Here is a 19,483-nt window from a genome sequence, read left to right on the forward strand (position 1 = left end):
ATGCGTCCTTATAAATACTTGGTAATGGCTTTAAATTCGCGAATAGTGTCGTCCATACTCTGTATGCCATCGCGTACAACATGCTCAAGGCAATGGTCGATGTGATCATGGACCAGTATTTTCTTTGCATTGGCGACAGCGCTTTCGACAGCCTGAAGTTGCTGAGCAACTTCCAAGCAGGCTCGCTCTTGTTCAAGCATGGTAATCACGCTGGCAAGATGGCCGTGAGCGCGTTTGAGGCGCTTGATGATGTCGGGGTGTGAAGTGTGTGTGCTCATGTATTTACCTTATCCTATCCTGCAGGGTAGGATAAGGGGGGAGCGAAAAGACGGCAATCTATTTTTAATCGGCCACTTATGGGGCATAAGTGGCCAGCGTAAATTGAACCCCATTTCCCAAGAAGAAAGTCATTCAACTTACACTGTGATTGTTTTCTAAATACTTTTGCAACAGCAGGCCAATTATTTAGCCACTTGAATCTCTGTAACAAGCAGCTTGCCATTCTCACTAACCGCTTTAAATTTCACCTTATCGCCCGCTTGCAAAGGCTCCAGCTGAGCCAGGTTTTTGGCAGTAAAAACCATGGTCATGCCTGGCATATCCAGATTTTTAAGTTCGCCATGCTTGAGCGTAATTTTTCCGGAAGATTTGTCGATTTTTTTGATTTCGCCATCGCTAAGGTCATCGCTATTAGCAAAAGATGTGTTTAAAGCAAAAGCCATTGCCAGTACGGCGATTAATCGGGTGCTTTTCATGATCTAAACTCCAGTATTGAATCGTTTATTTAGCGGCTGTTTTTACAATAACAAAACCCTTCATGCCTGCTTCGTAATGGCCAGGACTCAGGCAAGAAAAGTTGATTTTGCCAAGCTGAGTGAATTGCCAAATCACTTCACCACTTTTACCTGCTGCTAAAGACAGCATATTCGGTTCGTCATGCTCCATTTCTGGGTGCTTTTTCATCTCTAAGAGATGCTCTTTGATTTCTTTCTCAGAATTAAGAATAAATTCATGCTTCACTTTGCCCGTATTTTTTACAGCAAAACGGACTGTTTCCCCCTGTTTAACTTCAATATTCTCTGGGCTAAAACGCATGGTATCGGCCATTTCAACGGTGATCGTGCGCGTGACTTTACTGGCAACACCGGGCTTGCCAATATTGTCACCGTGGCCACCGGCATGATCGCCGCTGGCAAAGGTCAAAGAAGAAAGAAACAGGGTCGTGATTGCGAGTAAAGGAATGGTTTTCATGGTATCTCCAGGGGCTATTTATCATTAATGGCCAGATTGGCCTTTAGGTTTACGGACTTGTACTTCTACTGCGGTTTTCTGCTTACGTGGCATGCTGGCGTTGCCCTCGGCTTTAAAGCGGGCTGGCTCGGCGAGCGGGCCTTGATATTCATAAGCCACCGTGCCTGCAGGATGCTTGTACCAGTCAGGGTTTTTGTAATCGCCCGCTTTTTGATCACGCCTGACTTTAAGCATGCTAAACATGCCGCCCATTTCGACCGAGCCAAATGGGCCTTCGCCGGTCATCATCGGTACGGTGTTATCAGGAATCGGCATTTCCATTTCTGCCATATCGGCCATGCCACGCTCGCCCATCACCATATAATCGGGAATCAGCTCGGTGATTTTCTTGGCGAGGCCTCGGTGCTCTACGCCGATCATGGTCGGCAAGTCGTGGCCCATGGCATTCATGGTGTGGTGGCTCTTGTGGCAATGAAAGGCCCAATCGCCTTCTTCATCGGCTAAAAACTCGATCTGCCGCATTTGCCCTACCGCCACATCGGTGGTGACTTCCGGCCAGCGCGTACTTTTAGGCGTGGGGCCGCCATCGGTGCCGGTCACCATAAACTCGTGCCCATGCAGATGAATGGGGTGATTGGTCATGGTTAAGTTACCGATGCGGATGCGTACCTTGTCGTTTAATCGCACATTTAAAGAATCAATGCCTGGGAAAATGCGGCTATTCCAAGACCACAAATTAAAATCACTCATGGTCATGATTTTTGGCGTGTAGCTGCCGGGGTCGATATCGTAGGCATTCAGCAAAAACACGAAATCCCGATCGACTTCTGCAATAAGTGGATGCTTGGTTTTAGGATGGGTAATCCAAAAACCCATCATGCCCATCGCCATTTGCGTCATTTCATCGGCGTGGGGGTGATACATAAACGTGCCGGGCCGCCTTGCTACAAATTCATACACAAAGGTTTTACCTGGTTGAATCGCTTTCTGATTCAAGCCCGAAACGCCATCCATGCCATTAGGCAGGCGTTGACCATGCCAATGCACGCTGGTGTGCTCGGGGAGCTTATTGGTTACAAAAATCCGCACCCGATCACCCTCAACGACTTCGATGGTTGGGCCGGGCGATTGGCCGTTGTATCCCCATAAATGCGCCTTAAAGCCAGGGGCCATTTCCCTGACGACGGGCTCTGCCACAAGGTGAAACTCTTTCACACCCTGATTCATGCGCCAAGGTAAGGTCCAGCCATTTAAAGTCACTACCGGGTTGTAAGGGCGGCCGTTTTCTGGAATCAACGGCGGCATAGTATCCGGCAGCGTTTGGCTCACCGGCTCCGGCAAGGCCGCCATCGCCACTTTACTCACACTGGCGGCAATCACTGCACCGGCCATGCCGGCCGTTCTTAAAAAATCTCGTCTTGAATTCATCACTGCTGCCTTTTTAATGAATGAGCTTAATGCCCTGCATCTGCACTGGCACTTCCCGCTGTCACTGAGCTGATCATTGATGCACTGGGCTTGCCCATCAGTTCGGCTTGTAAAGCCGCATCACTAAGCCAGAACTGCTGCTCTGCCGCGATGGCTGAAATAACACTGCTAATTTGCTCACGAGAATCTGCTAATAACTCAAAGACACTGATCAGCATGCCGTTGTAACGCAGGGTATTTTCTTCTGCGATGACTTTTCGTAAAGGCAGCACTTCATCTCGGTAGTGACGGCTCATATCGTAGGCTGTTCGATAAGCGGAATAACTGCTGCGTAAATTTGAGCCCGCTGCCCGCACAGTGGCTTCCAAGCGATTGGCCGCCACTAATGTTTGGGCATTCATAGCATCGCGTTGGCCACCACCCCAGTCAAATAGCGGTAAACGCAGCGCAATTTCATATCCCTTGCGATTCTTTTTTGTCCTTTCTGCATTATCAAAGACAGTGTCATGGCGTACGCCTAACTCGATATCAATTAAGCTGGTCAGTCCATTCAGCCCCTGCGCCTTTGCTGAAGCATCAAATGTGGCCTTGGCTAGTTTGATATCTAGCCGTTCTTTACTGGCCAGCTGACTAATTTCTTCTGCACTACGAGGGCTCTTAGGGAGGTCGGGTAATTTATTGGGCAATTGGAGTTGAGCCGCTTGGGCATCATTTAAACCCAGTACCCGAACTAACTCTTCACGGCTAGCAAGGGCTGAATGTTGTGCAGCAGCCCATTGCGTAGCAGACTCAGCATAAAAAATTTGCTGTTTTGCATGCGCTAAACGACTGTAATTGCCTACGGCTAATAATCGCCGGGCGAGTTCGGCACTGGCTTCTGCTGTATCAAAAACTTGCTTGGCATATACCAAGCTCTGCTGCGCTGCAACCGCCTTTACCCACACTTGACGTATCTGAGTCACTTGCTCAATCGTATCTAAGCTCAGTTGCAGCTGAGCCTGCCCGATACGACGCTGCGCTATATCGTAGCGCTGTGGCAAGGTGAGCAAATCCAGTAGGCCAAAAGACAATAAACGGCCCAATTCAAGCTCACTCCCTAGTGTGACCCGCTCAAAAGTGAATAGCGGATTAGTGATACGTCCAGATTGCGCGGCGCTTGCCGCATCGGCCCAGTTTTGCGCCAGCATGGCCTGCACATTGGGGCTATTGAGCAAGGCCAAATAAACAGCACTATTTTGGTCTAATGGCTTTTGCAGTAAATCAGTCGCCGCTTTGTCCATCTCAGTGCGCTGTACTGTCGTCGTCGCGAGGGCCAGCTTGCCTTGGGTAAAGGAGGCAGCAGTTTGATTGCTTTGAGAGAGTGATTGCTCAAAATCGACACTGGCACACGCTGTTAATCCCAGAACAGACAGGCTAAGGACGATAAGCCCCATTCTCGACCCCCGAAATAGTTCACTCATGAGCAGCTCCATGACTTGCATCGGGTTGAGTCTGAGGCGCAGAAGCTTGCCTTGCCTCTTTGGCATACATGCGCCAACCACCTATTTTGGCGACCGTATCATTTGATTCACGCCAGGGAATAAGCACCTGTTCTCGATATGGCTGATATTGAGTAAGCACCGAGTGATACTCCAAACGAGGGATAGGGGCTGGGGCGCTGGTTTCATCTGATTGGGCAGCAGCCGTCGTCAAAAGCAAACTGATGAAAAACAGGGATATGCATGGTTTCATGGCTGCCTCGACCCAATGGTTGGTTAAACTGACTAAGTCAGAAGTATAGCCACGACATACCCACTACAAAGATGACCCAAACATTACAAATTTGTCATAAACCAAAGCAAGAGAAGATTCAGGATAGAATTTAAGCAACAAAGGGGAATAGAAATGCGCATCTTAATTATTGAAGATGAGAGCAAAACAGCCGCTTATTTAAAGCAAGGCTTAAGTGAGAGCGGCTATGCCATTGATATCGCCAGCAATGGCATTGATGGCTTACATAAAGCACTAGAGGAAGAGTTTGATTTAATTATCTTGGATGTGATGTTGCCCCTACTTGATGGTTGGGGTGTGCTTGATGGCCTGCGGCGCAGCAAGCAAACACCGGTACTCATGCTCACTGCACGTAGCCGGATTGATGATCGGGTGCGCGGGCTAGAATCGGGTGCGGATGATTATTTGCCTAAGCCCTTTGCCTTTCCTGAACTGCTAGCTCGCATTAAGGTACTGCTTAAAAGAAACAATAAAGTGAGCCCCGCCGAAACTCTACAACTGGCAGGGCTAGAGTTAGATCCTGTTAAACATAAAGCCTACCGTAATCAACAACAGATCGACCTGACCGCCCGCGAGTTTGCCCTGCTGCATTTGCTGATGCGCCGCCATGGTGAAGTGCTGACACGCACGCTGATTGCTTCCAATGTTTGGGACGTTAATTTTGATACCGACACTAATATTGTCGATGTAGCCATTCGCCGTTTAAGAGGCAAAGTAGATGATGGCTTTAGCCCTAAGCTCATTCATACCGTGCGTGGTGTGGGCTATGTTTTTGAAGCAAGGGATGAAGAATGATCGTCGCGCTCAGTGATCTTTCTTATGCGAGGCTTCAAGCATGAAAGTGCCGAAATCTTTGGCTTGGCGGGTAGGCGGCATGGTGGGGGTATTCTGTGCAGTCTTGGTTTTTTTAATTGCGATTGGAACAGATCACTTATTGCGTTTAGCTTTAGATAAACGGGCCAAAACGGAACTGATCGGCAAAATGGAAGTTTTGCAGCAAGTGCTCAATGCCAATACGAGCACTGATGAATCCAAGCTCTCCGCACAATTAGTCGGCCATCCTTATTTACACTGGGCCCTCGTTTCAGACTCGACCGTTTTAAAAAGTTCGGACCCTTTTGCCAGAGAGCAAGCCCTTGCCCAAGCCCGCCCCCAATCTAAATGGATTGCTGGTGTGTTCGCTAGAAAAAACAACCTAGGCGATCCTATCTTACTAGGCATTCAAGCGCACCCTACACAAGCGCAATGGTTGCTGGTTTTTTTAGAAAGGGAAAGTGATCAAAAACTGCTGCTTCTATTTCGCCAATCTCAGGCTTTAGCGCTACCATTTGCCGTGTTATTTATTGCGCTAGGCTCATGGCTGGTTGCTAAGCGCGCTTTGCAGCCCTTGCAAACCTTTAATGCTTTGGTGAGCAGTGTGACCGCCGCATCATTACATGCCCGATTAGGTATTGAAGCGGTACCAACCGAGTTACAAGAACTAGCAATCAGCTTTAACGGCATGTTGCAGCGCTTAGAGAATAGCGTTGAACGGCTATCACAATTCTCTGCCGATCTAGCGCATGAAATGCGTACGCCCTTGAGTAATGTATTGGGCGATATTCAGGTCAATCTAAGTAAAACCCGTGAGGTGGCAGATTATCAGCGAGTATTGGCCTCGGCCGAAGAAGAGCTACTGCGGCTAAATCGTTTAATTAATGATCTCTTGTTTCTAGCCAATGCAGAGCAAGCCGAACAGGCTTTGAATCTAGAAGAAATAGACTTAAAACCGCTAATTGAAATGTTATTTGATTTTTTTGATGCGCTTGCCGAAAGCAAAAACATCCAATTACTCGCAAGTGGTAGCGGTCAAATATTAGCTGACAAATCCATGCTGCAACGCGCTCTGACCAATTTACTATCTAATGCCATTCGGCATGCTGATCTTGCCAGCAAGATTACGGTAGACATAGAGCAAGACGCACACAGGCTATTAATATCCATCAGTAACCAAGGCGAGGTTATTGCAGCGGATCACCTAGCGCATCTATTTGAGCGTTTCTACCGGGTGGACTCCGCCCGTAGTCGTAACGACGGCGGCTCAGGCCTTGGCCTCGCCATTATTTCCTCGATTATGCAGCTGCATCATGGGGAGGTAACCGTAAAGAGCCACGCCAACACCACCACATTTTGTTTGAAGTTTTATGATGTTGCTGGGTGTAGATGAAGGGATCTTTCTGAACTAACCCACTGTCATTTTTGAATATTTTAATTGGAAGTTCAAAGCGATAAGACACATTTTTTTTGGGGGGGAGTAACAAGCTAAGGAGTATGGTGTTTATACCTATCAATAATAGGCGCACACCGTTTTTATCTTGAGCGGCATACCCAGCAATATTATTGATAATTGAAAGCATGATGTACTGATTTTGTATTTTTTTCTGTTGAAACTTGAAAGCTGCTAGTATCTGTTTGGCATTTTTCTGTGGGCGAACTAATCATTTCTGTTCGTTTTGTCTGCACTTTTAAGCAATAGTGTGGTTTCCTAATTCGCCCTTCAAGAAAATTGGCTACCTTATTTCAACTGTAGAGATTATTGATGGACATAACTTGGCTTCAAGGATTTACGCTAGGAATTGCATTGGTAGGTGCAGTGCTTGGCATTATCAATACATGGCATAGCCTAGACAAAGTACGTGTAAAGCTTAAAGTCGTACCAGCACATGCAATTCCCTATGGCGGCACGAATGAATTGCTTCAATTCTGTATTGAAATCACAAATCTTAGTGCGTTTCCCGTAACGGTAAATGATGCTGGCGTATTCTTTCATGGGACAGCAGAACGTGGAGCGATAGTGGCACCCGTTTTTACCGACAATGGGCATTGGCCAAGACGATTAGAGCCAAGAAGCTCGATTACGGTTTACAGTCAAATGCCGCGCGCTCGCCTTAACCACAAGATAAAATGTGCATATGCAAAAACACAATGTGGCTATACGCAAACAGGTAGCAGTCCAGCCCTAAAACAAATTGCGGCTAATTTCTAACGTTGTAACAATAGGACTAGCAGAGCGTCACTTTCGCACTAAGCTTATTCAATCTTCACAACAAAGAGCGATGTTCTCTTATGAAACGCGACATGGATTTAGTGCGATCAATTCTTCTAGACCTAGAGGCTCGTACACCAAACCTAGCAAACAAGGAGGATTTTGGGTATAGCCAAGTACACGTTGCGGAGACTCTTAGTACAACTAAAGAAGCGTTGTTATACCACTTGATACTATTGTTTGAAGCCAGCCTTATTGACGGTTGGGCACTCAGGGGACTAAATCATCCTCCAGGTAAATCCTTACGCTTAGATAGTGACTATGTATTTCATGTCGTACCCCGCCACTTGACTTGGGAAGGTCATGAGTTTCTTGAGTCAGTTCGAGCGGATGAGATATGGAAGCAAACAAAGGGGGCGGCGCTTAGCTTAGGATCCTTTGGTATTGATACGCTTAAAGAATTAGCGCATGGGTTTATTAAAACGAAAATTAAAGCACTCACGGGAATAGAACTCGATACAGAGTGAGTTCAAAGTAGCGCCTGCCCCTGCTCTCAAGTAATCGAAATTAAAAAAACAGACCACAGATAATTTTGTGATCTGCTCCTTACTTTTTAAAATTTAATTCGCCTTACGGTTTTCTCCCCGTTCTGTTTTTAAACTGTTCTCCGTGTCTACATATCTTAGGTTTTTAGGCATCAACGTTTCCTCCTGCGCATCAAGTAATACGCCGCAGGAATCACAAACATGGAGAGCAGCGGTGCAGTGATCATGCCGCCAACCATGGGGGCGGCGATTCGGCTCATAACTTCTGAGCCTGCACCGCTGCCCCATAGAATCGGCAACAGACCAGCCAAGATGACTGAAACGGTCATGGCTTTGGGGCGCACTCTGAGCACCGCGCCTTCACGGATTGCATCCAAGATCACAGCTAACTCCAGTGGTCCATCTCCTACTTGCCGCTTCTCTAATGCTTGCTTGAGATACAGCAACATAATCACGCCAAACTCAGCGGAAACCCCAGCCAGCGCAATAAAGCCGACTCCGGTGGTGATGGATAGGTGATAGCCCAGCATATACAAAAACCACATACCGCCCACCAGCGCGAAGGGCAGCGTGGCCAAAATTAGCAGGGCTTCATCGATGCGCCTAAAGGTGAGATAAAGCAGCACAAAAATAATCATCAGCGTGGCCGGAATCACCAACTTGAGCTTGGCATTGGCGCGTTCTAAAAACTCAAACTGCCCTGAGTAGCTAACACTTACGCCGGGACTGAATGTGACTTGCTTATCAATGGCGGCTTGCAAACGATGGACCACGCTGACTAAATCGCTATCTCTTACATCGATATAGATCCACGAGGCAAGGCGGCCGTTTTCACTTTTAAGCATGGGCGGGCCATCGGTGATGCTGATTTTAGCGACCGATCCTAAGGTAATTTGCTGGCCCCCGCTCGTCACAATCGGCAGATTGCGCAGCGCCTCGGGCGAGTCTCTTAGCTCACGCGGATAACGCACATTGATCGGGTAGCGGGCCGTACCTTCTACCGTTTCGCCGACGTTTTCACCACCAATCAAGCGGGCGACTACCGATTGCACATCGGCCACATTCAGGCCATAACGAGCGGCGGCTGCGCGGTTGATATCCACATCGATATAGCGCCCACCGCTGAGGCGCTCGGCCAAGGCGGATGAAACACCGGTGACGGTTTTGGCGACTTGTTCGATGGCAATCGCGGTGACGTCAATGCTGGCGATATCGGTGCCTGCCACCTTAATGCCGATGGGGCTTTTAATGCCGGTGGCCAGCATGTCGATACGGTTGCGAATCGGCGGCACCCAAAGATTAGCAAGGCCGGGGATTTTCACCGTGCGGTCGAGTTCTTCCACCAGTTTTTTAGGCGTCATGCCGGGCCGCCATTGATCTTGCGGCTTGAAGTGAATGGTGGTTTCAAACATCTCCATAGGCGAGTTATCGGTGGCGGTCTCTGCTCGGCCCGCTTTACCGAAGACGGTGGCGACTTCGGGAATGGTCTTGATTAGGCGATCACTTTGTTGCAGCAACTCGGCGGCTTTGGCTGCAGAAAGGCCGGGCAAGGCGCTGGGCATATACAGCAAATCGCCCTCATTCATTTGCGGCAGAAACTCACCGCCTAATTGGCGAGCAGGCCAGAGCGCGGTGATAAACACCAAGATCGCCACGATTAAGGTGGTTTTAGGGCGCTTGAGCACCGCTTCTAGCATCGGGGAATACAGCTTGACCAAAAAACGGTTCAAGGGATTACGGTTTTCATCGGGAATGGCGCCGCGTATCCAATAGCCCATCAAAATCGGCACTAGCGTGATTGATATCCCCGCCGCCGCCGCCATGGCGTAGGTTTTGGTAAAGGCGAGCGGGCCAAAGAGTCGGCCTTCTTGCGCTTCTAAAGTAAAAATCGGAATAAAAGACAGGGTGATAATCAACAGGCTAAAAAATAAAGCAGGCCCCACTTCGGCGGCGGCGTGGCCGATGACTTGCCAATGCTCGGCCCCAACTAGCTTTTGATCAGGATGCGCATGCGCCCATTCTTCGAGCTTTTTATGCGCGTTTTCTATCATCACCACGGCGGCGTCGACCATGGCCCCGATGGCAATGGCAATGCCGCCCAGCGACATAATATTCGCGTTCACGCCCTGATAATGCATCACGATAAACGCCGCTAATACGCCCAGCGGCAGCGAAATAATCGCCACCAGCGCCGAGCGTAGATGCCATAAAAACACGGCACACACGAGGGCAACGACGATAAATTCCTCAAGTAATTTATGGCTGAGATTTTCCACTGCATGATCTATCAGCTGGCTGCGATCATAGGTGGTGACAATTTCCACCCCAGCGGGCAGGCTTTTTTTGAGCTGCTCTAGCTTGGTGTGCACCGCGCTAATTGTGGCGCGGGCGTTTTTGCCTGAGCGTAAAATCACCACGCCACCGGCCACTTCGCCTTCACCATTTAGCTCGGCAATGCCACGGCGCATTTCTGGCCCAATTTGGATACGGGCTACGTCCCCCAGCTGCACCGCCACGCCATTGGCCGATGTTTTAAGCGGGATGGCTCTAAAATCATCCAGCGTTTTTAAATAGCCGCTGGCACGCACCATATATTCGCTTTCGGCCAGCTCAATCACCGCACCGCCGGTTTCTTGATTGGCCTTTGCCATTGCGTCGGTCACTGCATCATGGCTGATGCCAAAGCTGGCTAATTTCAGCGGATCAAGCACCACCTGATATTGCTTGACCATGCCGCCAATCGACGCCACTTCGGCCACATTAGGCAGGGTTTTAAGCTCGTATTTAAGAAACCAATCTTGCAAGCTACGCAGATCTGCCAAGCTATGCTTGCCGCTTTTATCGACCAGCGCATATTCATAAATCCAGCCCACCCCCGTGGCATCTGGCCCTAGGGCTGGGCGAGCTGCGGCGGGTAGTTTTGCTTGCACTTGATTTAAGTACTCTAAAACGCGGGAACGCGCCCAGTAAAGGTCGGTGTTGTCATCAAACAAAACGTAGACATAAGAATCACCAAAAAAAGAAAATCCCCTTACGGTTTTGACGCCTGGTACAGAAAGCATGGTAGTGGTAAGCGGATAGGTGACCTGATCCTCAACAATCCTCGGCGCTTGCCCCGCATAAGGCGTGCGAATAATCACCTGCACATCGGATAAATCCGGTAAGGCGTCGATAGGTGCATTCTTTACGGCCCAAACGCCCCAAGCCACCAGCATCACGGTTGCAAGTAAGACAAGAAAACGATTACGAATCGACCAGCAAATGACTTTGGCAATCATGGCTGACCTCCCGTGGCAACGACCTTAACGCTTTGCACCACGCTGCCCTGCTCAATAAAGGAGAACTTCACCTGCTGGCCGACGCGAATTCCCTTGGTTAGATTGGGGGTGGCCAAGGGAAAAGGCATGGTCATGGCGGGCCAGTTGAGGGAAGCAATCGCACCGTGCTCTAGCGTAATTTGCTTGCTGTCGATGGCTTTAACGATGCCTTGGCCTTGGTGTGTCGCTTGAACGGGGGCGGTGACGGTGTGGTCGGAATGAGCTGAAGTGGCGGCAGAAGCCGCAGGATTCATCCTTGCCAATACCCCACGTAAGCTGGCCTCTGAATCAATCATAAATTGCCCAGAAACCACAATCTGCTCGCCTTCTTTAAGTCCAGAAACAATCTCGGTTTGCCCTTGGTGCTCGCGGCCCGTTTTAACATCGCTGGGTGTAAAGCGTCCTTGACCGTCGCTCATAATCACCACGCTGCGTTTGCCGGTGGCGATAATGCTTTCGCTTGGCACCAGCAAGACCGCTGCGCTGTCAGGCTTAGCCAAAGAAATACGCGCAAACATGCCGGGGCGGAGTAGCCCCTTAGGGTTAGGGATCTCGGCCCGTACCCTGAGGCTGCGCGTTTCTTTATTGAGTTCTGGCACGAGAGCAGTAACTTTGCCGTTGATCGGCGTATTAGGTAAGGCCGCAAAAAGGGCGTGAATCGGTGCGCCGATTTTGAGCGTGGCGGCTTGGGCCTCAGGCACTTCGGCCTCGATCCACACGCTGGCCAAACCATTAATCCGCGCCAGAGGCGCACCAAGGCTCAGTACCATGCCTTGCCGCACGGATAGCTCAGCAATCATTCCGCTGCGGGGCGCTGTGATAGTAATGGTGGCTTGCGGATGGCCGCTTTGTTTTAGGCGAGCAATCTGTGCTGGGCTCATGCCAAGCTGCTGAAGGCGAGAGAGCATTGCACCGGCTAGCTCGGCATCATGGCGTAGTGCTAGATATTCATTTTGTGCGGCCAGCCATTCGGGCACGCGCAGCTCGGCAATCGGTGCTCCGGCTTGAATGATATCGCCAGTTGCGAGTGGATATACCCGCTCCACAATGCCATTGCTACGCGCTTGCACAATGGCGACATCTCGATCGTTAAATACCACGCTACCGGGCACTTCTATCCCCTGCGATATCGTGCCGCGCTGAGCCGTGGCCAACTTAAGGCCGGTGTTTTGTATGAGACTGGGGTCGATCTTGATACTGGTATTTGCCGTTGAAGAAGATGCATCAGGAGCATCCGCATAGCGAGGCATCAGCTCCATGTCCATAAAGGGAGATTTACCTGGCTGATCGAAATGCTGTTCTGGCTTCATCGGGTCGTACCAATAAAGGGCTTTGCGTGCCTCGACGGGGGCACTGGCGGTGGAGTGGCTTGGCGTTGGTTTTAGCCACCAACCTGCGGCACTTCCGATAAAAAGGGTGACAATGGCTAAGGCGATTGTGTTGTTGCGATTCATGATTAATGGCCTCCAGTTAGGAAGAATATTTGCGCCTGAATGGCTGCAAGGCGGGAGGTCAGATCAAGTGCGCGTAATTGGGCTACTCTTTTCGTTTTGCGCGCTTCAAGTACCGCATTGCTATTCGCTTTGCCAGATTGCAGGCCCGCTAAGGCCAGCTCAGTTTGCTTTTGAATTAAGGGCAGTGTTTGTTGCTTTAGCCTTTGCAACTGGCTAGTCAGCGCATCACCTTGCGCATTTAACTCGGCATATTGCTGACGATAGCCCGCACTACGAGCGGTTTTTTCTGCTTCGGCTCGTTGCAAGTTGGCGGTAGCGGCGGCGATTTTGGGGTCTTGCCGTGAGGCGGTAAAAAACGGCAGGTCAAAAGAAACCTTCACCATCGCTTGGTTTTGCCCCATATCGCTGCGCTGCAGCGCCAGCTCCAAGCCCCAGTCAGGCCGCTTGCCTGCTTCCATCAGAGCCAATTCGGCACGGGCGGCGCTAATTTGCGAGCTGGCCGCGTGCAGATCAGGCTGCTTGCTAAATTGGTCAGATTGATCTTCGGGGGAAGGCTGTGCTTGCCATACAGGCAGTGGGCCACTTACGGAGTCCGCTACGTGATCTGGCCCAATCCAGCGCGCCAATAGCGCCCGTGCCTGTTGAACTTCGCTCTTTAAATCATCCCGCGCATCGGCTAATTGCTGGGTTTCTAGCTGTGCGGCTAAGGCACTGTCGACTGTGCCACCCCCAGCTATAGCTGCGCGACTGAGGTTTAAGCTGTTTTGATTTTCGATGACTTGCGCATCAAGAATCTGAGCTTTTTCTTGCGTGTAATAGAGGCTTAGCCAAGCGAGTGTGGTGGCGCGTTGTACATTAAGCTGTGCAAAGCGATACTGGGCGCTACTGGCTTGCCACGCTGCCGTGGCGATTTGGCGCTCCGCTGCCCGCTTGCCCGCATTAGGAAACTCCTGCATCAGGCCAATGCTGCGCATTGATTTGCCAATACGGTATTGGTCTTCTCCCTCTAGCGGAAGGTTATCAATGGCAAAAGAGAGCTTAGGGTCAGGTAAAGCACCAGCAGATAGCGTTAAAGATTGAGCTGCAGCAGCGCCTGATCGACTAACAATGAGATCAGGGGCGTAATTTTGAGCCGCAACGAGGGCCTCATCTAAGGTCAGTGCCTGTGCGCTGGCCACGCAGAGTAAGAGCACAATGCTGCGAAGTGCATAAGGAAACATGAGTGTTTCTCCAGATCATACTGAATACGAAACACCAAGACATGAAGGCGAGCGAAGACACGCCGCAGTCCTAGTGATGTTCAAATGGATCAGAGAAATAGGCTAGTTGCGAAAGACTTGATATTGGATACGTAAGGGCGGGGAGGATGCGAGCAGTGTAGGTGGCGCTGTTAATTGCTGATTAGCCATCGGCAAATAGCTATCGAATAAAGGCGCAAGATAAAACAGGGTAAATAGCTGTGGGGCAGGCAGATCAGGTGTTTTGTGTGCTTCTAATTGCGAATCTTTTTGGCAGTGTGCTTTACACACTAAAGGCTGTTGATTGGCCTTCATTTCGACACAATCACTCATGTCGGCCATTTGCATCATAACAGGCGCAGTAGGCAAGCTTGCTAGAGCATCCGCGCAGGCATACGCCGCTACAACGAACTGGCTGAATGTCAGCAAGATCATCATAAACAGGACTGCGAGCGGATGAGCTAAAAAGCGATGTTTCATGAGCCTAGCTTCAGTAAGTACAGTGTGAGCTTACAGTAGTGTGGCACATACTTTTTGATAATGCTTAAGATTGGCCGTTATTATCGCTTAAAGCGGCATACCAACAACTCCTTTAAAGGTGCGGCTTGGGAGCAAGTCATGTCGCAAACAATATTCCCTGTTTTTATGCTTTCATAAAATACTTATTTTTTTAATTACTTCTACTCAGTTCTTAGGGCCAGTCTTTTGCAGGTCAATGTCCCTGTGATTGGTTTCTTTGACCTTTATTTTTCTTTCTCAGTAATGACCATCTCACGAATAGACACAAGCAGAGCTAACTTCTGTTCTTCACTTAGTGCTTCAGCAGCCTGAAGAATAGAGGCAGTCAATTCATCCTCACAGTAGAAATAAGCCACTGGCACATCAAGCACGTTCGCAATACGTTTAAGCGTATCGAAGTCGGGTGTGTGCTTCCCACGTTCGTATTGGTTCATGCGTGCGCTAGCATTACTGGGATCAAGGCCCAGTAACTCCCCTAGTTTTTGCTGTGTGAGCTGTTTCAAAATTCTCACCTGCTTTAATCGAGCGGGTAAGGGGTGGAGCTCAGGCATGAAATTACCGCTATTGGGTCAACATGCCTAAGATTCTCTTAGTGCTGCAGTCTAAGGTATACTAAGGATTTCTTAGTCTGCAAGTCTTATGATGCCGTATTCCTTAATATTTAAGATCGAAGTCCTTCGCTATGTCGAAAAAGTGGGTAGCGTAGCCAAAGCAGCACATAAATTTCGAATGCATCCCTCAACAATTTACAGCTGGAAATACATTGGCATACAGGAGTTTCAAAACAGAGCAGGCACTGTGATTTTGCCGCCACCTATGGCAGAAAATAACAGTCAGAAATTGGAAAAACGTCTACATTTTCTAGAAAAAGAAAATGCTGTTTTAAGGGAGGCTACTAAATTGTATTTGAGCTATTAAGATCTAATTCTTATTGAATTATTCCTTCCCACATATTTAACTCCTGAATGATGTCTCTGACTAAGACGTTATTCAGGTTAATTAAAAATTATAAGAAATTATATTGATTCTAGCGAAGGGAATCGTAAGGGCGGTGTATAAAAAATAAGGAGATAGATTCCATGGTCACCATTGATCACCTTATACATCGACCGCATGACATCAATAGGTTTAGCTTCGACTGTACTAGAACCTTTTAATTTGTGATAGTGATAAATAAGCATTTCAACTTTTTGATTAAAATTAAAATCATCAAAATCAAAAGAGCAATGTTCATTACGAAGCAAAGAGAATACATAAATTTTAAATAATTTAAATACCTCATTACACAAATAATAGAAGGGTGATTGAGTACAAACAACTAACAAAACTGAGTAAAGTGATTGCGCTATGGCAAAAGCAGTACTTTGATCCCCTCGCTCTACAGCCCCCCTTAATAACAGGGTTAGACATGTTAGAGCATCAATCCCTCCCTGACGTTCTAGCCTCTTTAATTGACTGTGTTTGATATGAGCAGGCATTTCACCCGTCGTTTGACCTAAGTGGTCTAAAGCAACGACCACCCTTAAAATTTCTGGTGCAAATTGCGCAAGGCCGTTGGACCAAAGCTTTCCGATAGGCTTTTTTCCTCTGATGGCTTCCCAGAGTACATTGTTGAGTAAAACTGCAGATTGTGGGACCTGCTTATTTGCTTGGGCAACGATCTTCTTTCGGGGGACGTGTTGACCGATGCGATAAGTTGACCACAAATTTTTATGGTTGAGATCGCCCGTTTCTTCTTTCCTTCTAAATGCCTTCGGGTCTACTTTTTTTTCAATGGCGTACGCTGTAGGTACCCCTAAATAGTTCTTAATTAACAAGAACCAAAGAGCTACACGAATCACATCAATGCGATCGCGCCGCGGCGTATTTGCTGAATCCAGCTCATTTTGCAGAGCAGAAAAAAAATGATCCCAATCGGCGTTTTGCTTTTCAATACAAGGAGTTTTTGTCTTCATAACCGAGTGATAATCAGGGTGATTGTCACTTTCTAGCGCAAAGCGCAATAAATCGCTACCATTTTGTAGTGACCAGATAGGACTAATCCCAATGCAACAACCCCAAATTGAGTTGGCCAACGAGATTGAACGTAATTTATTTGAGCGACATGGCCCGATGATTGCGGATGACGCGCTCTTACAGGCATTGGGGTATTGCTCAGTGGATGCATTTCGTCAGGCATTTACCCGAGGAACATTGCCTATACCCGTTTTTGCGATTAAACATCGCCGTGGCAAATATGCATTAGTTAAGGACGTTGCTCAGTGGATTGCAGAGCAGCGTTTTCTTGCAACGACAACAAACGCTGTAAAGCCGGATGCAGGATGCCAATAGCAACAGGGGTGAGCCATACAATTGCAATTAAACTCAGGGGACCCTCCCTTGATCGGAGGCGGTAGCGAAGAGATAAACATATTTCATTTCCCTAGTCGCACAAAAAGCCCAAAGTGGCAACTTTGAGCTTTTTGCATGAGACAAAGAAAATCAGTTGAGGAAACTGAGTTCTTATTCTCTGTGACGGGTGGTCGGCTGTCAAGGCCGAAGAGGACGGGCTTTGCCTGCATATTCATGATCCCCCTCATTCTGTTCCATAAAATCGATGGACGGGAGCACTTTTATGAGAGTAAATATTGAAGCGCAACGGCTGCGCGAGTTTTTACGCCTATATGCCGATACAAAAATCACAACACGTGAGCTCGCTCGAGCTACATCAATGTCGCGTAATACCGTTCAACGTTTGCGCAGGCATCTTGAAAATATTCAGTTTGATTTCGGTGATTTAGATCAACTTGATGATGATCAGTTGCGGTTGCGGCTGCAACTCACCTCATTGGAGGGGCGGAGGAGAAAGCCCACGCCAGACTGGGGCTGGGTTCATACCGAGCTAAAAGACCCAGATGTCACCCTAGAACTACTCTGGCGAGAGTGGCGTGCCGTTGAACCCAACGGGATTGCGTACTCTCAGTTCACTGCAGGCTATCGAGCATTTAAATCACAGCGCCCACTTGTTATGCGGCAACTCCACCTACCAGGAGATAAGCTTTTTTTAGATTTTTGCGGCAAAACGATGCCGGTATATCTTAAAGAGGAAAGTACACCACGTATGGCGCAAATTTTTGTTGCGGTACTTGGTTACTCAAATTACACATTTGCTTGCGCTGTATGGACCCAGCAGATCGTCGACTGGGTTCAATGCAATATTGACGCGTGTGATTTTCTAGGCGGCGTACCTCGCATATTAGTACCTGATAACCTAAAAGCAGCCGTTATTACACATGGTCATTATGAAGTCATTTTAAATCAGGTTTACCTTCAATTCGCCCAACATTATCAAACCGTGGTTATCCCTGCCCGAAGTCGACGACCGCAAGATAAAGCAAAAGTCGAGACTGGCGTGAAAATCATTCAGCGCTGGTTGCTTGCCGCATTACGCCATCAGCGTTTTTTTAGTTTAGAAGAACTTAATCAGGCCATTGCTCGATTATTAGAACAGTTCAATTTACGCCCATTCAAACGCCAACCAAATCAAAGTCGGCGAAGTTTATTTGTTGCACACGAGCAAAGTGTTTTAAAGGCATTACCACCGCAACCCTATGAACATGCAGACTGGCGTTTTCATATACGTGTTCGCAATGACTACGCCGTTGAATATGCAGGACACTATTATTCTGTGCCCAATAGACTAGTTCAGCAAAAGGTCGATATTAGGGCAACAAGATGCGTCATTGAAATCTTTCATAACCACCTCCGCGTTGCCAGTCACGAACGTAAGGACAATACCCCAGGCTTTAGCGTACAGAAGGAGCACCAACCACTCAATCATCAGTTTCATGCAGATAGTACACCTGAAGCACTTACGAAATGGGCGCTAACAGTGGGGCCCGCTGTCACCACTCACATTCATTATCACCTTCATGAACGTCCTGATCCAGTAAACGGACAAAAAGCGGCCAGTGCCCTACGTCGAGCTGCACAGCAACATGGGAACTCTAGATTGGAGGAAGCATGTGCATACGCAATTACGCTCAAAACCTTTGCATTAAAAAGCCTGCAGTCAATCTTACGTGAGCAGCCTGATAAACGTCCCAATCAACAATTATTAACAAGCTCTATTCCTGTCGTTCACGCCAATTTGCGTGGCGCTGATTATTTTTCTTCCGCCGAGGTCAAGCATGCTAAACCAGCAGACACTGAATAATTTTGAGCTTCTGAAACTCCATGGGATGGCGAAAAATTATCGGGAGCAATTAACAACACCCACGTTACAAGCGCTCTCATTTGATGAACGTTTAGGGCTAATGTTAGATCGGGAGCTGATTGAACGAGAAAATAAGAAAAGCCAGCGTCTACTTAACAACGCTAAATTACAATACCCTGCCCACTTAGAGGACATTGATTACAGCAGCACTCGCCGGCTAGATCGGCAACTGATCAGTAATCTTTATGGTTGTGGATGGATTGAGCGGAATCAAAACATATTCATAACGGGTGCAACAGGGACAGGGAAAAGCTGGCTTGCTTGCGCGTTTGGAAGTCAGGCTTGCAGACAAGGTTTTTCTGTCAGCTTCAAACGTGCTTCTAAACTTTATGAAGAGCTACATATTGCAATGGGTGATGGTTCTTTACCCCGATATCGAAGTGCATTAGCTAAGGCACGATTGCTGATTATTGATGATTTTGGGCTTGCTCCCATTGAACCGACAATTGGCTATACGCTGCTTGATATTGTCGATACACGCATGCATGCAGGGTCACTCATTATTACGAGCCAACTATCGAGTGATCATTGGTATGGATTGTTTTCGGAAACCATGTCAATCAGCGTCCAATACTTTCCACCCGTCAGCGTCCAAAAGTTTCCAGTTTGTCAGCCCGTTTTCTGCCCCTTTTTACGCTGTTTAAACCTGAACGAATCATTGCCTGTTTCCAGAATTTCACA

19 protein-coding genes are annotated in these 19,483 nt (G+C 48.2%); 8 read left to right on the top strand and 11 right to left on the bottom strand.

Features of this window, described 5'->3' with window-relative positions; all coding sequences use genetic code 11:
* Positions 1–8 precede the first annotated feature (8 nt).
* From HA050_RS16515 to HA050_RS16535, 5 genes are all read right to left on the bottom strand, one after another.
* Positions 9–278 carry a metal-sensing transcriptional repressor gene (locus HA050_RS16515; protein WP_166828499.1) on the bottom strand — a complete coding sequence of 90 codons (270 nt, stop codon included), beginning with the start codon at positions 276–278 and terminating at the stop codon, positions 9–11.
* Positions 279–461: 183 nt separating this feature from the next.
* Positions 462–755: a copper-binding protein gene (locus HA050_RS16520; RefSeq protein ID WP_166828501.1), complete on the bottom strand. Its 294-nt coding sequence runs from the start codon at positions 753–755 to the stop codon at positions 462–464.
* Positions 756–780: 25 nt separating this feature from the next.
* Complete coding sequence (locus HA050_RS16525; RefSeq protein WP_166828502.1) at positions 781–1,251, bottom strand: cupredoxin domain-containing protein; 471 nt, start codon at positions 1,249–1,251, stop codon at positions 781–783.
* Between the two features lie 24 nt (positions 1,252–1,275).
* The gene (locus tag HA050_RS16530) at positions 1,276–2,679 is read right to left on the bottom strand and encodes a multicopper oxidase domain-containing protein (RefSeq protein WP_166828505.1); all 1,404 of its coding nucleotides are present in this window, start codon (positions 2,677–2,679) and stop codon (positions 1,276–1,278) included.
* A 26-nt stretch (positions 2,680–2,705) separates the two neighbouring features.
* Positions 2,706–4,139, bottom strand: a complete 1,434-nt coding sequence (locus tag HA050_RS16535; RefSeq protein ID WP_205836473.1) for a TolC family protein — start codon at positions 4,137–4,139, stop codon at positions 2,706–2,708.
* Between the two features lie 424 nt (positions 4,140–4,563).
* On the opposite strand from HA050_RS16535, the gene HA050_RS16540 reads away from it, so the two are divergent.
* The 4 genes from HA050_RS16540 to HA050_RS16555 all read left to right on the top strand — a co-directional run bounded on the left by HA050_RS16540 (position 4,564) and on the right by HA050_RS16555 (position 8,001).
* On the top strand, positions 4,564–5,244 hold the full coding sequence (locus HA050_RS16540; RefSeq protein ID WP_166828508.1) for a heavy metal response regulator transcription factor: 681 nt from the start codon (positions 4,564–4,566) through the stop codon (positions 5,242–5,244).
* A 40-nt stretch (positions 5,245–5,284) separates the two neighbouring features.
* Positions 5,285–6,655, top strand: a complete 1,371-nt coding sequence (locus HA050_RS16545) for a heavy metal sensor histidine kinase (protein WP_166828511.1) — start codon at positions 5,285–5,287, stop codon at positions 6,653–6,655.
* A gap of 372 nt (positions 6,656–7,027) precedes the next feature.
* Positions 7,028–7,474 (top strand): hypothetical protein, encoded by a 447-nt coding sequence (locus tag HA050_RS16550; protein WP_166828514.1) that lies wholly within the window; start codon positions 7,028–7,030, stop codon positions 7,472–7,474.
* Positions 7,475–7,566: 92 nt separating this feature from the next.
* Positions 7,567–8,001: a DUF2513 domain-containing protein gene (locus HA050_RS16555; protein WP_205836474.1), complete on the top strand. Its 435-nt coding sequence runs from the start codon at positions 7,567–7,569 to the stop codon at positions 7,999–8,001.
* Positions 8,002–8,171: 170 nt separating this feature from the next.
* Here HA050_RS16555 and HA050_RS16560 read toward each other — a convergent pair whose 3' ends face one another.
* The 5 genes from HA050_RS16560 to HA050_RS16580 all read right to left on the bottom strand — a co-directional run bounded on the left by HA050_RS16560 (position 8,172) and on the right by HA050_RS16580 (position 15,098).
* Positions 8,172–11,297 carry an efflux RND transporter permease subunit gene (locus HA050_RS16560; protein ID WP_166828519.1) on the bottom strand — a complete coding sequence of 1,042 codons (3,126 nt, stop codon included), beginning with the start codon at positions 11,295–11,297 and terminating at the stop codon, positions 8,172–8,174.
* Entirely contained in the window at positions 11,294–12,790 is a 1,497-nt protein-coding gene (locus HA050_RS16565) for an efflux RND transporter periplasmic adaptor subunit (RefSeq protein ID WP_166828522.1), read from the bottom strand. The genes HA050_RS16560 and HA050_RS16565 overlap by 4 nt, the downstream gene beginning before the upstream one ends.
* A 2-nt stretch (positions 12,791–12,792) precedes the next feature.
* Positions 12,793–14,010, bottom strand: coding sequence for a TolC family protein (locus tag HA050_RS16570; RefSeq protein WP_166828524.1), 1,218 nt, complete (start codon positions 14,008–14,010; stop codon positions 12,793–12,795).
* A 102-nt stretch (positions 14,011–14,112) separates the two neighbouring features.
* On the bottom strand, positions 14,113–14,508 hold the full coding sequence (locus tag HA050_RS16575; protein WP_166828527.1) for a hypothetical protein: 396 nt from the start codon (positions 14,506–14,508) through the stop codon (positions 14,113–14,115).
* Between the two features lie 263 nt (positions 14,509–14,771).
* Positions 14,772–15,098: a helix-turn-helix domain-containing protein gene (locus HA050_RS16580; RefSeq protein ID WP_166828530.1), complete on the bottom strand. Its 327-nt coding sequence runs from the start codon at positions 15,096–15,098 to the stop codon at positions 14,772–14,774.
* 88 nt (positions 15,099–15,186) lie between these two features.
* Between HA050_RS16580 and HA050_RS16585 the strand changes: the two genes are divergently transcribed.
* Positions 15,187–15,465 carry a helix-turn-helix domain-containing protein gene (locus HA050_RS16585; protein ID WP_166828533.1) on the top strand — a complete coding sequence of 93 codons (279 nt, stop codon included), beginning with the start codon at positions 15,187–15,189 and terminating at the stop codon, positions 15,463–15,465.
* Positions 15,466–15,563: 98 nt separating this feature from the next.
* Here HA050_RS16585 and HA050_RS16590 read toward each other — a convergent pair whose 3' ends face one another.
* Positions 15,564–16,550: a hypothetical protein gene (locus HA050_RS16590; protein ID WP_166828536.1), complete on the bottom strand. Its 987-nt coding sequence runs from the start codon at positions 16,548–16,550 to the stop codon at positions 15,564–15,566.
* 43 nt (positions 16,551–16,593) lie between these two features.
* On the opposite strand from HA050_RS16590, the gene HA050_RS16595 reads away from it, so the two are divergent.
* The 3 genes from HA050_RS16595 to HA050_RS16605 all read left to right on the top strand — a co-directional run.
* The gene (locus tag HA050_RS16595; protein WP_166828538.1) at positions 16,594–16,878 is read left to right on the top strand and encodes a hypothetical protein; all 285 of its coding nucleotides are present in this window, start codon (positions 16,594–16,596) and stop codon (positions 16,876–16,878) included.
* 283 nt (positions 16,879–17,161) lie between these two features.
* Positions 17,162–18,742 carry an IS21 family transposase gene (gene istA, locus HA050_RS16600; protein ID WP_166828541.1) on the top strand — a complete coding sequence of 527 codons (1,581 nt, stop codon included), beginning with the start codon at positions 17,162–17,164 and terminating at the stop codon, positions 18,740–18,742.
* Positions 18,717–19,483: ATP-binding protein (locus HA050_RS16605; protein WP_166828544.1), on the top strand; the 767-nt coding region annotated here is incomplete at its 3' end. The genes istA and HA050_RS16605, both read left to right, overlap by 26 nt.

Source organism: Iodobacter violaceini (genome assembly GCF_011601265.1).
Lineage (GTDB): Bacteria > Pseudomonadota > Gammaproteobacteria > Burkholderiales > Chitinibacteraceae > Iodobacter > Iodobacter violaceini.

Bases quoted from the DNA above. Each gene is read 5' to 3' on its own strand.
- HA050_RS16595 (WP_166828538.1), top strand. From the start codon at position 16,594: ATGCAACAACCCCAAATTGAGTTGGCCAACGAGATTGAACGTAATTTA.
- HA050_RS16575 (WP_166828527.1), bottom strand. From the start codon at position 14,508: ATGAAACATCGCTTTTTAGCTCATCCGCTCGCAGTCCTGTTTATGATG.
- HA050_RS16565 (WP_166828522.1), bottom strand. From the start codon at position 12,790: ATGAATCGCAACAACACAATCGCCTTAGCCATTGTCACCCTTTTTATC.
- HA050_RS16545 (WP_166828511.1), top strand. From the start codon at position 5,285: ATGAAAGTGCCGAAATCTTTGGCTTGGCGGGTAGGCGGCATGGTGGGG.
- HA050_RS16585 (WP_166828533.1), top strand. From the start codon at position 15,187: ATGATGCCGTATTCCTTAATATTTAAGATCGAAGTCCTTCGCTATGTC.
- HA050_RS16520 (WP_166828501.1), bottom strand. From the start codon at position 755: ATGAAAAGCACCCGATTAATCGCCGTACTGGCAATGGCTTTTGCTTTA.
- HA050_RS16580 (WP_166828530.1), bottom strand. From the start codon at position 15,098: ATGCCTGAGCTCCACCCCTTACCCGCTCGATTAAAGCAGGTGAGAATT.
- HA050_RS16515 (WP_166828499.1), bottom strand. From the start codon at position 278: ATGAGCACACACACTTCACACCCCGACATCATCAAGCGCCTCAAACGC.
- HA050_RS16540 (WP_166828508.1), top strand. From the start codon at position 4,564: ATGCGCATCTTAATTATTGAAGATGAGAGCAAAACAGCCGCTTATTTA.
- HA050_RS16570 (WP_166828524.1), bottom strand. From the start codon at position 14,010: ATGTTTCCTTATGCACTTCGCAGCATTGTGCTCTTACTCTGCGTGGCC.
- HA050_RS16525 (WP_166828502.1), bottom strand. From the start codon at position 1,251: ATGAAAACCATTCCTTTACTCGCAATCACGACCCTGTTTCTTTCTTCT.
- HA050_RS16560 (WP_166828519.1), bottom strand. From the start codon at position 11,297: ATGATTGCCAAAGTCATTTGCTGGTCGATTCGTAATCGTTTTCTTGTC.
- HA050_RS16550 (WP_166828514.1), top strand. From the start codon at position 7,028: ATGGACATAACTTGGCTTCAAGGATTTACGCTAGGAATTGCATTGGTA.
- HA050_RS16555 (WP_205836474.1), top strand. From the start codon at position 7,567: ATGGATTTAGTGCGATCAATTCTTCTAGACCTAGAGGCTCGTACACCA.
- HA050_RS16530 (WP_166828505.1), bottom strand. From the start codon at position 2,679: ATGAATTCAAGACGAGATTTTTTAAGAACGGCCGGCATGGCCGGTGCA.
- istA (WP_166828541.1), top strand. From the start codon at position 17,162: ATGAGAGTAAATATTGAAGCGCAACGGCTGCGCGAGTTTTTACGCCTA.
- HA050_RS16535 (WP_205836473.1), bottom strand. From the start codon at position 4,139: ATGAGTGAACTATTTCGGGGGTCGAGAATGGGGCTTATCGTCCTTAGC.